Raw genomic sequence first — 12,207 nt, 5'->3', positions numbered from 1 at the left:
GCGTGGGGTCGATGAAGGCGAGGCGTTCGCGGACCTTGACGGCGAGGTCACGGAAGTCGGAGTAGCAGCGGCGGACGGCGGTCTGGGTGCCGCCGAGGGCGCCGTCGCTGGCGCGCAGCTCGAACATGGGCTTGCGGGCGTCGTGGGCCAGCGGGATCAGGTTGGCGTAGTGCCGCAGGGTCGCGATCTCGAAGGAACGGTCATGCGGGCCGGGGTTGCCGCTGGTGAGCACCGAGGTCGCGAAGACCTCGGGGATGCGGTCGAGCCAGCGGTCGTGGGCCTTCGCCGGGCGGTCGGCGCGGGCGGGCGGCTGCATGACGATGTAGCCGATTGGCATCATCAGGCCGCGGGGCGCGGGGATCCGGTCGGGCACCTTCGGCAGCACGGTGCCCTGCCAGGTCGAACGCCACTCCCGCAGCGTCGGGCCGAGGTTGCGCAGGCCGCGCAGCGAGAACAGATCGGCGGCCAGCGGCATGAGCACCGTGTCGGCGGACAGCAGCGACGCCCGGTTGATCGCGCCGAGATTCGGGCCGACGTCGATGAGGACGATCTCGGCGCCGACGGTGCGCGCACCGTTGTCGATGACCCGGTGCAGCGCCGTCGTCGTCCGCAGCGCGGCAATGTCCTTGCCGAGGAAGCTGTTCGGCCAGGCGGCGGACAGCCGATCCTCGAAGACGCTCAGCTCGACGTCCCCGGGCAGCAGCCACAGGCCGTCCTCGATCATCACCGGGTCGGGCAGCTCGACGTCCCCGACGCCCTCCATGATCGGCGCGATGGCGGTGGCCATCGTTCCCGTGCCGGGGAAGACCCGCGTGGGGCGCACGTCGAACTCGACGGGCTTCGGCGCCGACGACGCGGTGTCCTCCGGCTCCGCCCACAGCCGGGTCAACTCGTCCTCGTCGAGGAACTGCGCGGTCAGGTTCGCCTGCGGGTCGAGGTCGACGGCGAGCACCCGGTGGCCCATCCGCTGGAGCATGTGGGCGAGGTGGAAGGCCAGCGTCGTCTTACCGACGCCGCCCTTGTTGTTGAACAGCGCCATCGTGATCATGCGCGGGTCCGATCGCGCCTGTGGTCGCGCCGCCCGCCGTGTGTGGCCTCACCCCGGTTGTCCCTGTTGTCCGACACGCCAGGCATTCTCTCGCCTGCCCGATTCACCGGCGTGGGCGGGAGCGCCGGTCACCACCAGGGGCCGAGCGCAGGCCAGTCAGGGCGGCCCGGGTCGCGGCCGATCAGCCAGGCCAGCGCGGGGATGGTCGGGGCGTCGACGACGACCAGCTCCTCCCCCCGCCCCACCGCGGTCGACGGCCGGTCGCCCGGCGCGAGCAGGACGGTGACCTCCGCCGGCAGCCGCGACGGCAGGCCGCGCACGGTCCAGGCCCATTCGACCTCGACGTAGGCGGGGCTCAGGTCCGCCAGACCGGGGCCGCCGAGGTCGGTGAGGGCGAGATCGACGAGGTGGATCTCGGTCTCCCGCCAGCGCAGGAACACCAGATCCGCGAGCGTCGTCACGCCGTACGTGCTGACCCGGCCGAAGCCGGTGCGCCAGACGTCGACGTGCACGGCGTCCCAGGCCCGCTCCAGCCGGGTGACGGCGGCGGCGACCTCGGCCCGCACGGTGGCGGCGGGCAGATCACGGCCGGCGGCGATGTCGCGGTCGCGCTGGTCCTGGCCGCCCGGGTACTGGTCGCGGACGTCGCCACCGGTCGCGGCCTCGACCATCCCGCTGTGGCCCTCGGCGTTGCGGGCCAGGTGGGTGAGCAGATGGGCGACCGTCCACCCGGGCAGGCCGGACGGGCGGCGCAGCACGTCGTCGTCCACCCGCTCGACCAGCTCCAGTAGCCGCCGGTGGGCGGCGGCGCAGCCGGCCATGCGATCATGCGGCACCACCGAGGGCCGGTAGTCGGGGCCGGCGGACCAGGCCCCGGGCGACGCCGACGGCTCGAGGGCGGTTTCCTGTGCGGGACCAGGGTCCGGGCCACCGAAAGCCGCGCCGAACTCACGGTCGGCGGAGGCGTCGGCGTCGGCCTCGGGCACGCCGAGGACGGATGGGCGGGGAGAGGGCGGGGCAGCCATGCTCCCACCGTGCCCCCTGCGGGCGGCGGTACGCCAGGCGAAACGCCATACCGGCGACGAAGTTCCGAACATCGCAGGAAAGACCGGCCGTGCATCAAGATCACAATCGAATCAGTAGCGACACAGACTCTTTACCGACCGATCCCTTGCTGCCGCGCAACGCTGCTGGGAGGGTCGAACCCGACTGGACAACGTCGTCAGGTCGTTTCGGTGCCGGGGTTGAGCGACAGACGGAGGCCGAGGGCGGATGCGAGCTGAGCGGTGCCCGGCGTGACGGCGACCAGTGACACCGCGGCCACTGACAACCCCGACCCGTGACACTGCGGCCTTAACATGGCAGAAAGACGGTCGAGCAAAAATCCGCAGGACACCAGGTGCACCGACAGCTGCACGTGGATGCCCGACGGGCGGAGGAGCGGATGTTCACCACGCCTCGCTTCCTGCAGGGAATCGTCCCGTTCGAGGGCAGGGGCCTGGACGCGCCGTTCCCGCTCGGCCCGGCGTTCAGCTACGTGGTCCCGGCCGGCGTCACCGCCCAGCCGCTGTACTTTCGCGGCGGCAACTCGACCGACGAGCTGATCTGCCTGATCCTGCAGCGCGACGGGGCACCGATGCGCTTCTTCCCGATCGGCGCCCGCGGCTCCGTGCACGTCCCGCTGCGCGTGGTCGAGGATCTGGCCCCCGCGACCCGCATCGAGCTGCACCTCGCCGCGCCCGCGGGCCTGCTCGGCACGCTCGTCGCCGACGTCGGCATCATCGAACTCTGACCGCGCGCCCGGCCTGGCAGCCCGCGACGGGCTCAGTCCTCGGGGGGCCGGCGGTGCCGTTTCGTCGCGGACCGCTGCTTCTTCGCCTGCAGGCGCCGCTCGACAGCCCCGCGCGAGGGCCGCGTCGGCCGCCGCGACCGCGGTGGCGGGGCGGTCGCGACCCGAAGGGCTTCCACCAGCCGGTCGAGCGCGGCCTCCCGGTTGCGCAGCTGCGAGCGCTGCTCGCTTGCGGCAATGGTAAGCACACCGTCGGTGAGCCGGTCGCCCAGGCGTGCCAGCGCGCGCTGACGCATCAGCGGGGACAGCGCCGGTGAACCGGCGACGTCGAACGAAAGCTCCACCCGCGAATCGGAGGTGTTCACCGACTGGCCGCCCGGCCCGGATGAACGCGAATACCGCCAGCGCAGGTCGGCCGATGGCAGCACGAGACCCGGGCGAACCGGGATCTCACGGGGCAGCATGGCTCCCATGGTGCCCGACCGCGGACCCGACGTCAGGCGAGTTCCGCGCCGACGCGCCGCAGCGGGCGCAGCGGGCGCAACACGTCAGCGCGCCGCCGCGCGGGTTGTCAGCGCCCGCCGGCCGGGGACCCGGTGGTGGACGTCGCCTCCCGCCAGAGGTCGATCTCCTCCTTGCCACGGGACCGCCGCCGAGCGGCAGAGAAGGCAGCCCCCGCGCCAGCAAGCAGCGCCAGCACGGTCATCTTGCGCGCCATGTCGACTCCTTCGTCGGCGTCCTTGGCCGGGGATGGCCCAGTCGTTCCACGGTATCCCGACCATGGCCGGCCTGTCCGCGGCAGGGCCCGCCCATGGATCTCGAACCCGGGACCGGACGGCGCCGCCAGACCGGGTCAGCGACGCAGCAGGCCGCGCAGCCGGGAGCGGGTGGGCCAGGACGGCGGCGGCCCGGACACCTCGTAGGCGGGGAAGGCCCGCTCGGCCACGTCGACCAGCATCGCGACGTCGATGGGCCGCAGCACCACCCCGGCGGACAGCACGTATTCGGCCACGCCGGCGGCGGGCAGCAGCAGCACTCCCTCGACGAGGGCGAGCCCGGCCGGAACCTCGGCACGCGCGAACGCCACGACCGGTTGGACCTCCAGCTGCCAGCCGCCCGGCAGCTCGCCGAGCAGCTGGGCGGTGGCCTCCTCGCCCATCCACGCCACCAGGCCGAGCATCGCCCGCAGCGGCACCTTGCCGGCCCAGACGCCGGCCGCGTTCTGCCGAATGGGCCCCTGATGAGCGTCGGTCTCGATGACCCAGGCCCCGGACGGCCCGATGACGAGGTGGTCGATGTTGCCGGCCGAGTCCGCCAGGGACCGGTCGTGCAGGACGGTGTAACCGGCCCGGACCAGCCGGTCGAGCGCGCGGGCGGTGCTGCGCTCGGCCTCCGCGTCCTCGCGCCACGCCTCGATCTCCGGCGGGGTGCGCAGAAAGCGCACCGCCCCGACGACGCCGACCGCGAGCACTGCGAGCACTGCGAGCTGGGCGGTCACGACGCCGGGCAGCCCGGCGAAGGCGCACAGCATGGCGATGACCAGAGCCGTGCCCACCGCGAGGGCACCGCCAACGGCCAACGCCCGACTTTTGTGATCTCCGCGTTCGGCGGAATACAACTGTTTGCGCCGCAGGTACTCGGCCATGGCCGAACGTCCTGCCGACTGTCGATCGGACACGGCCGCGGTCACCACCTCCCGGCGCCGTCATGACGCCGTCGCGCTCGGCGCTGTCTCCGGGTCCAGGAACGGATCGGGCGCCAGTCCGTCACGGCGCGCTACCGGCTTTCTGGTCCATCCCGGTCACCATTCCATCGAATACACAACAGCGACAGGGTCAAGGACGTGGAATATGCGAGAGAGAGCCACGTTGAACCCACATCTATACCACCCATCGGCGAACCGGCCGAGGCGACACCACAGGCAACGGCCGGGTAGGGAGCGGGCCCCGTGGGGGAGAACCCTCGGGAAGGTCGCCATCCGGCGCCACGCCCAGCGGTGGCAGCACCGAGAAGGAGCCGCAGGATGCCACGTCACGTGACACTCCGGGGATCCGGGGACGATGAGCCGCCATCGCCCCACCGGTCGCCGGGAGCGCCGTCGCCAGGGCGACAGTCGCCCATCGGACAGCCTTCCGCCCAGGCTCACCCCGAGTCGGCTCACCGGGAGTCGGCTCACCGGGAGTCGGCTCACCGGGATCAGCCGGTCGACCTCAATGCGGTGCGGGCCTTCGCCGCCCGCTGCGTCACCCCGGCCGAGAACCCCGCAGATGCGTCCGCGACGTCGGTGGGGGCCGCGACGTCGGTGGGGATCAGGACGTCAGTGGGGATCGAGACGTCAGTGGGGATCGAGACGGAGTGGTTCGTCGTGGACAGCCGGGCGGTCCACCGACCGGTCCCGCCCACTCGCACCCTGCGGGCGCTCAGTCGGATCGCCAGCCTGGACACCGGCGCCGCCGGGCCGGTCCTGCCGGGCGGAAGCCGGCTCACCTTCGAGCCCGGTGGCCAGCTGGAGCTGTCGGGGCCGCCGGCCGGGCTGGCGGCCGCTGTCCGGTCCACCGCCGCGGACCTGCACCTGGTGCGGGCGGCGCTGGCCGAGGACGGCCTCGCGATCGTCGGGATGGGGGTGGATCCGCTGCGCGCCGGGGTGCGCCAGACCACCGCGTCCCGATACGCCGCCATGGAGGAACACTTCCGGACCGGTGGGGGGACCTCCGGCGAGGTGATGATGTGCTCGACCGCGTCCGTCCAGGTCAATCTGGATCTCGGCGCGACGCCCGCGCAGGCGGCCGAGCGGTTCCGGCTGGCCCACGAGGTCGGGCCCGTGCTGACCGCGATGTTCGCCGCTTCGCCGGCGCTCGCCGGCCGGCGGACCGGCTGGTGTTCGACCCGCCAGGCGGTCTGGTCGGGCATCGACGCGAGCCGCACCGGCTCGGTGCTGGACCTGCCCGCGCCGGCGGCAACCAGCGACGCGGGGCACGGGACGGCGCCGGCGCGGCCCGGCGATCTCGCCGAGCGCTGGGCGCGGTACCTGCTGGACGCGAAGCTGATGTTGATCGCCGACCCGGCGGGCGACCTCCGACCCGGCGAGGACCGCCGCTTCGTCCCGGTGACCGGCGGGCACACGTTCGGGGACTGGGTCGCCGGGCGGGGGCCGGTCGAGCGAGCGCCCACCCTCGAGGATCTGTCGTACCACGCGACGACGGTGTTCCCGCCCGTCCGCCCGCGGGGCTGGTGGGAGCTGCGCTACCTCGACGCCCAGCCGGGAGAGGGCTGGCGGGTGGCGGTGGCGGTGGCCACCGCCCTGCTCGGCGATCCGGTCGCCGCCCGAGGGGCGGCCGAGGCGTGCGCCCCGGTGGCGCGGCGCTGGCCGATGGCGGCGATGCTCGGCATGGCCGACGAGCCCCTGCGGCTGGCGGCGGTGCGCTGCCTGGAGCTCGCTGCCACCGCGCTGCGCAGCGCGGGCTGCGTCGACCTTGCCGAGGCGGCCGAGACGTTCGCCGAGCGTTATCCACAGCGCGGCCGATGTCCTGCCGACGAGCTGTCCGAGCGATTCACCCTGATCGGTCCGACTGGCCTGCTGCGCGAGGAGGCACAACTGTGCGTTTCGGTGGCCTGACCCAGGACCCGGCGTCCTCGGCGGCGCCGGTCACCGCACAGGCCGTGGCCAACGCGCTCGACCTCGCGCGGGCGCGCTCGTTGGCCTACACCGACATCGACGCCGACGAGCTCCTCCGCCAGCACTCGCCGCTGATGTCGCCGCTGGTCTGGGACCTCGCCCACATCGGCAACTATGAGGATCTCTGGCTGGTGCGTACGCTCGGCGACGCCACCGAGACCCGGCCGGGCCTCGACGACATCTACGACGCCTTCCGGCACAGCCGGGCCAGCCGCATCCGCCTGACGCTGCTCGACCCGGCCGAGGCCCGCGCCTACCTGCGCGAAGTCCGCGGCCGAACCCTCGACACCCTCGACACCCTCGACCGGCTCGCGCCGCTGTCCGCCGATGCCGAGGCACTGCTTGCCGGCGGCTTCGTCTACGGCATGGTCATCCAGCACGAGCACCAGCACGACGAGACGATGCTCGCCACCCATCAGCTGCGCGCCGGACCGCCGCTGCTCGCCCCGGGGCAGGCGCCGCCGCCCGGACGGCCCGTGCCGCGCGCCGAGGTCCTGGTGCCGGCCGGGCCGTGCACGCTGGGCACGAGCACCGAGCCCTGGGCCTACGACAACGAGCGGCCCGCGCACCAGGTGGATCTGCCCGCGTTCTGGATCGGCACCCTGCCGGTGTCCAACCGGGCGCACATCGCCTTCATCGACGCCGGCGGCTACGACGACGAGCGCCTGTGGTCGGCCGCGGGCTGGCAGTGGCGCCAGCAGGAGCACCTGACCGCGCCGGCGTTCTGGTCGCGCGACGGCGAGCAGTGGCTGCGTCGGCGCTTCGGCCGGCTCGAGCCGGTGCCGCTCGACGAGCCGGTCCAGCACGTCTGCTGGTACGAAGCCGAGGCGCACGCTCGCTGGGCCGGCCGCCGGCTGCCCACCGAGGCGGAGTGGGAGAAGGCCGCCGCCCACGACCCGGTCACCGGACGTTCACGGCGCTATCCGTGGGGGGATACCGATCCGATGCCGGAGCATGCCAACCTGGGCCATCGCACGGATGGCCCGGCCCCGCTGGGGGCCTATCCCGCGGGCGCGAGTCCCTGTGGGGCCGAGCAGATGATCGGGGACGTCTGGGAATGGACCGCGAGCGGTTTCACTCCGTACCCGGGTTTCCGGTCCCATCCCTACCGCGAGTACAGCGAGGTCTTCTTCCCGAAGCCGGGGGCGGATTCGGCGTTCCGGGTCCTGCGCGGCGGCAGTTGGGCGACGGATCGGTCAGCCGCGCGCACCACCTTCCGCAACTGGGACTACCCGATTCGCCGTCAGATCTTCGCGGGCTTCCGGCTGGCCCGCGACGGCGGCTGAGCCGATGTGCCGCCATCTCGCCTGGCTCGGCGCTCCGCGCACCCTGGCCCGGCTGACCATGGACGCACCGCACAGCCTGCTGCGCCAGTCCTGGGCGCCGCGCCGGATGCGGCACGGCACGATCAACGCCGATGGCTTCGGGGTCGGCTGGTACGCCCCGGCGCTGCGCCCACAGCCCGCCCGGTTGCGTCGCGCGGTGCCGATGTGGACGGACGCCTCCTACGCCTCGATGGCCGGCGCGCTCGCATCCGGCTGCGTGCTGGCCGCGGTGCGCAGCGCCAGCGTGGGCATGCCGGTGGAGGAGTCCTCGACGGCTCCGTTCAGCGATGGAGACCGGCTGCTCAGCCACAACGGGCGCGTCGACCCCGCGGCCGTGCGGGCGCTGCTGCGCGAGCGGCTCGACGCTCCCCCGCCCGACTCCGCCTGCGACTCGGCTCTGCTGGCCGCGCTGGTCTGGGAGCGGGCCGCCAAGCTGCCCCTGGCCGACGCCGTTGCCGAGGTTGTGCTGTCGCTCAGCGGCGCGGGGATGGCGGACCGGCGGGCGGGTGGCGTCGTGCCGTGGGCCGGCGACTGGGCGTCCGAGCCGCCACCAGACCCGCTGGAACCGGCGGCGGTCGGCGACGACGCGGCCCGGCTGAACCTGCTGGTGACGGACGGTACCCAGCTCGTGGCGACCACCTGGCGCGACAGTTTGTCCTACCGCGTGGAACCGGACGGCGTACTGGTCGCGAGTGAGCCGGACGATGATGAATCCGACTGGATCGACGTTCCGGACCATCATCTCCTAGTGGTCGACACACACAAAGTCACTCTTCGTAGTTTGATCTCCTAGATCGATTACTGTGGGTTGCACCACATCGATGGAGGGCGCCACGATGACACCGAGGACTCCGGTCACCACCCCCGCGGGTGCCACAGGCACCGCCGACACGGACGACGCGGATAGCACAAACGGCACGGACGGCACCTCGCGCGAAACCGGCACGGTCGCTGGGGCGACGACGTTTGCGGGGCTGACCCTGGACCGGCACGTGCACGCGTCGGATCGCGCCGTCAATCTGGCCCGCGACGTGCTCAGCGGGCTCACCGCGAACCCCCGGGAACTACCGCCGAAGTGGTTCTACGACGCCACCGGCGGCATGCTGTTCGACGAGATCACCAGGCTGCCAGAGTACTACCCCACCCGATGTGAGCGGGCAGTCCTCGACGGCCACGCGAGCGATATCGCGGCCGCCTGCCCCGCCGACACCCTCGTCGAACTGGGCTCGGGCACGTCCGAGAAGACCCGGTTGCTGCTCGACGCCCTGCGCGCCGCCGGCGGACTGCGTAGGTTCGTCGCGTTCGACGTCGACGAGTCCACCCTGACGCAGGCTGGTCGCAGCCTCATCGCCGCCTACCCGGACCTTGCCGTGCATGCTGTCGTCGGCGACTTCGAGCGGCACCTGTCGCACCTGCCCAGCGGCGGTCGGCGTCTGATCGCCTTTCTCGGCGGCACGATCGGCAACATGCGGCCCGCGAAACGCGGCGCGTTCCTGCGCGCGCTACGCGAGCAGTGCGGTTCCACCGACGCCCTGCTGCTCGGCACGGATCTGGTCAAGGACCCGGACCGGCTGGTCGCCGCCTACGACGACGGGGCCGGGGTGACCGCCGCGTTCAACCGCAACGTGCTGACCGTGATCAACCGGGAGCTGGGCGCGGATTTCAACATCCGCGGCTTCGCGCACGTCGTCCGTTGGAACGCGGCGGACTCCTGGATCGAGATGCGGCTGCGCGCGGTCCGCGACCAGCAGGTGACCATCGACTCCCTCGCGCTGGCCGTCGATTTCCAGCGTGGGGATGACCTGCTGACCGAGATCAGTGCAAAGTTCACCCGGGACATGATCACCGCAGAGCTGGCGGACACCGGCTGGGCGGTGGCCCAGCAGTGGACCGACCCCGAGGGCGACTTCGCCGTCACCCTCGCAACGCCCTCGACCGCGCCCGAGGCGGCCCCGGTCTGAGCCTTGGCCGACGCCCACGGGCGGGTCGGCGGCTGCCGCCGACGTCAGCCGCCGACGTCAGCCGCCGAGAAGGCCGACGTCGCGGGCAGCCCCGGTCGACGCCGAGGTCGCCATCGCCGCGTAGGCGCGCAGCGCCGCCGAGACGGGTCGTTCCCGGTCCGCCGGCCGGTAGCCGCCGGCCGCCTCCAGCTCGGTCCGCCGCCGTGCCAGCTCCTCGGAGGAGACGAGCAGTTCCAGCCGGCGCGTCGGAATGTCGATGTCGATGATGTCACCGTCACGGACGAGGGCGATCGTGCCGCCGTGCGCGGCCTCCGGCGAGACGTGGCCGATCGACAGACCCGAGCTCCCACCGGAGAACCGGCCGTCGGTGATCAGCGCACACTTGGGCCCGAGACCACGCCCCTTGAGGAAGGCGGTCGGGTAGAGCATCTCCTGCATGCCGGGGCCGCCACGAGGACCCTCGTACCGGACGATGATCACATCTCCGGGCTGGACCCGCTTGTTCAGGATGGCGTCGACCGCGTCCTCCTGGCTTTCAACGACGAGCGCCGGGCCGCGGAAGGACCACTGGCTTTCGTCCACCCCGGCGGTCTTGACGACCGCGCCGTCGGTGGCGAGGTTACCGAACAGCACGGCGAGGCCGCCCTCGGCGGAGTAGGCGTGCTCGACGGAGCGGATGCAGCCGTTCTCCGCGTCGGTGTCGAGGGAATCCCAGCGGTTGGTGGTGCTGAACGGCTCGATCGTGCGCACCCCGCCCGGCGCCGCGTGGAACAGCTCGACCGCGTCCGGCGAGGGGTCTGCGCCGCGGATGTCCCAGCGGTCGAGGAACTCCCGCAGGCTGGCCGCGTGCACCGAGTGGGTGTCCCGGTCGAGCAGGCCGGCCCGGTCGAGCTCGCCGAGGATCGCCGGGATCCCGCCGGCCCGGTGCACGTCCTCCATGTAGTAGTGGGCGGAGCTGGGCGCGACCTTGCACAGGCAGGGCACGGTGCGCGAGATCTGGTCGATGTCGGCGAGCGTCACGTCGACGCCGGCCTCGACGGCTGCGGCGAGCAGGTGCAGCACGGTGTTCGTCGAGCCGCCCATCGCCACGTCCACGGCGAAGGCGTTGCGGAACGCCGCGGCCGTCGCGATCGAGCGGGGCAGGACGGCCCCGTCGTCCTTCTCGTAGTAGCGCCGGGCCAGGTCGACGACGAGCCGGCCGGCCTCGACGAACAGCTCGCGGCGGGCAGCGGCGGTGGCCAGCGTCGAACCGTTGCCGGGCAGGGACAGCCCCATCGCCTCGGTCAGACAGTTCATCGAGTTCGCGGTGAACATGCCGGAGCAGGAGCCACAGGTGGGGCAGGCCGACCGCTCGATCGTCGACAGGTCACTGTCGGAGACCTCGGGGTTCACCGCCGCGGACATCGCCGTGATGAGGTCGAGTTTGGACCGGGCCGTGCCGCCGGAGATCACCGCGTTGCCGGACTCCATCGCCCCACCGGAGACAAACACGGTCGGGATGTTGAGCCGCAGCGCCGCGAGCAGCATGCCGGGGGTGATCTTGTCGCAGTTGGAGATGCAGACCAGTGCGTCGGCGCAGTGCGCGTTGACCATGTACTCGACGCTGTCAGCGATGATCTCCCGCGACGGCAACGAGTACAGCATCCCGCCGTGCCCCATCGCGATGCCGTCGTCGACCGCGATCGTGTTGAACTCCCGGCCCACTCCCCCGGACTCCGCAATCGCCTCCGCGACCAGGGCGCCGAGGTTACGCAGGTGCACGTGGCCCGGCACGAACTGGGTGAAACTGTTCGCAATGGCGATGATCGGCTTGCCGAAGTCGTCATCGGTCATGCCGGTCGCGCGCCACAGGGCGCGGGCCCCGGCCATGTTCCGGCCATGCGTGGTGGTTCGGGAGCGGAGTGCGGGCATCTCGACCTCGGACATCACGTCGGCTACGCCCCACGGGGACCGCCGGCAGCGGACTGGCGATGCCACGACGGTACGCCACATCACGGGCACTGCCCTGCGCGACGACTCGGTCACCGGCCGGTCGGGCGCCTGGGCCGGTCAGGAGTCCGGGTCGGTCAGGAGTCCGGGTCGGACTCGCCGGGTGCGGTTCGAGGTGGCCGTGAGGAGTCGCCCGGACGTCGCCCCGGCGGCGGGACCGCCCAGGGGTAGCCGGCAATCCGCCGCCCGCTGCCCCGGCCATCCGCCGGGTCGGGCGGTGCACCAGCGCCGGTTGCCGACCCACCGGTCGGCTCGCTCGGACCCGCCGGAGGGGTCGGACCGGTTGTGCGATCAGTATCGGCGGGATCGTGCTCGCCGCCCCCACCGGGCGCGCGACCCGTCTGCTCGTCGAAGTTCGGCGGGTAGTCCGGGATAGGCGGGATCGGCGGAAAATCGGGGATCGGGGGGAAGTCCGGGAT

General features: G+C 72.6%; 11 protein-coding genes. 5 read left to right on the top strand and 6 right to left on the bottom strand.

The features are described from left to right. Both NBZ85_RS18875 and NBZ85_RS18870 read right to left on the bottom strand, forming a co-directional pair. A partial coding sequence (locus NBZ85_RS18875; RefSeq protein WP_261558152.1) for a ParA family protein occupies positions 1–1,048 on the bottom strand: 1,048 nt, incomplete at its 3' end. A 128-nt stretch (positions 1,049–1,176) separates the two neighbouring features. Next, entirely contained in the window at positions 1,177–2,073 is an 897-nt protein-coding gene (locus NBZ85_RS18870; RefSeq protein WP_261558151.1) for a maleylpyruvate isomerase family mycothiol-dependent enzyme, read from the bottom strand. A gap of 374 nt (positions 2,074–2,447) precedes the next feature. Between NBZ85_RS18870 and NBZ85_RS18865 the strand changes: the two genes are divergently transcribed. Further along, positions 2,448–2,840 carry a molybdopterin oxidoreductase gene (locus NBZ85_RS18865; protein ID WP_261558150.1) on the top strand — a complete coding sequence of 131 codons (393 nt, stop codon included), beginning with the start codon at positions 2,448–2,450 and terminating at the stop codon, positions 2,838–2,840. Between the two features lie 32 nt (positions 2,841–2,872). On the opposite strand, the gene arfB is transcribed toward NBZ85_RS18865, so the two are convergent. The 3 genes from arfB to NBZ85_RS18850 form a co-directional block, all read right to left on the bottom strand. Continuing rightward, the gene (gene arfB / locus NBZ85_RS18860; RefSeq protein ID WP_261558149.1) at positions 2,873–3,301 is read right to left on the bottom strand and encodes an alternative ribosome rescue aminoacyl-tRNA hydrolase ArfB; all 429 of its coding nucleotides are present in this window, start codon (positions 3,299–3,301) and stop codon (positions 2,873–2,875) included. 107 nt (positions 3,302–3,408) lie between these two features. Next, on the bottom strand, positions 3,409–3,555 hold the full coding sequence (locus NBZ85_RS18855; protein ID WP_009741505.1) for a DLW-39 family protein: 147 nt from the start codon (positions 3,553–3,555) through the stop codon (positions 3,409–3,411). 135 nt (positions 3,556–3,690) lie between these two features. Next, complete coding sequence (locus NBZ85_RS18850) at positions 3,691–4,482, bottom strand: nuclease-related domain-containing protein (protein WP_261558148.1); 792 nt, start codon at positions 4,480–4,482, stop codon at positions 3,691–3,693. 378 nt (positions 4,483–4,860) lie between these two features. Here NBZ85_RS18850 and egtA point away from each other — a divergent pair, with 378 nt between their 5' ends. Genes egtA through egtD form a run of 4 tightly spaced genes read left to right on the top strand, consistent with a single transcriptional unit; the run spans position 4,861 to position 9,799 of the window. Further along, positions 4,861–6,453 (top strand): ergothioneine biosynthesis glutamate--cysteine ligase EgtA, encoded by a 1,593-nt coding sequence (gene egtA / locus NBZ85_RS18845; RefSeq protein WP_261562327.1) that lies wholly within the window; start codon positions 4,861–4,863, stop codon positions 6,451–6,453. Beyond that, on the top strand, positions 6,435–7,799 hold the full coding sequence (gene egtB, locus NBZ85_RS18840) for an ergothioneine biosynthesis protein EgtB (RefSeq protein ID WP_261558146.1): 1,365 nt from the start codon (positions 6,435–6,437) through the stop codon (positions 7,797–7,799). Before egtA ends, egtB begins: the two co-directional genes overlap by 19 nt. A gap of 4 nt (positions 7,800–7,803) precedes the next feature. Further along, on the top strand, positions 7,804–8,631 hold the full coding sequence (gene egtC / locus NBZ85_RS18835) for an ergothioneine biosynthesis protein EgtC (protein WP_261558145.1): 828 nt from the start codon (positions 7,804–7,806) through the stop codon (positions 8,629–8,631). Between the two features lie 43 nt (positions 8,632–8,674). After that, a complete protein-coding gene (gene egtD / locus NBZ85_RS18830; protein ID WP_261558144.1) occupies positions 8,675–9,799 on the top strand; it encodes an L-histidine N(alpha)-methyltransferase in 1,125 nt (374 codons plus the stop codon). A gap of 57 nt (positions 9,800–9,856) precedes the next feature. Here egtD and ilvD read toward each other — a convergent pair whose 3' ends face one another. Further along, positions 9,857–11,710 (bottom strand): dihydroxy-acid dehydratase, encoded by a 1,854-nt coding sequence (ilvD, locus tag NBZ85_RS18825; RefSeq protein ID WP_261558143.1) that lies wholly within the window; start codon positions 11,708–11,710, stop codon positions 9,857–9,859. Between the last annotated feature and the right edge of the window lie 497 nt (positions 11,711–12,207).

It is taken from the genome of Frankia tisae, from assembly GCF_025403405.1.
GTDB classification, from domain to species: domain Bacteria; phylum Actinomycetota; class Actinomycetes; order Frankiales; family Frankiaceae; genus Frankia; species Frankia tisai.
The sequence above is the reverse complement of the archived record's forward strand: the minus strand, read 5'-3'. Positions and strand labels throughout refer to the sequence as shown.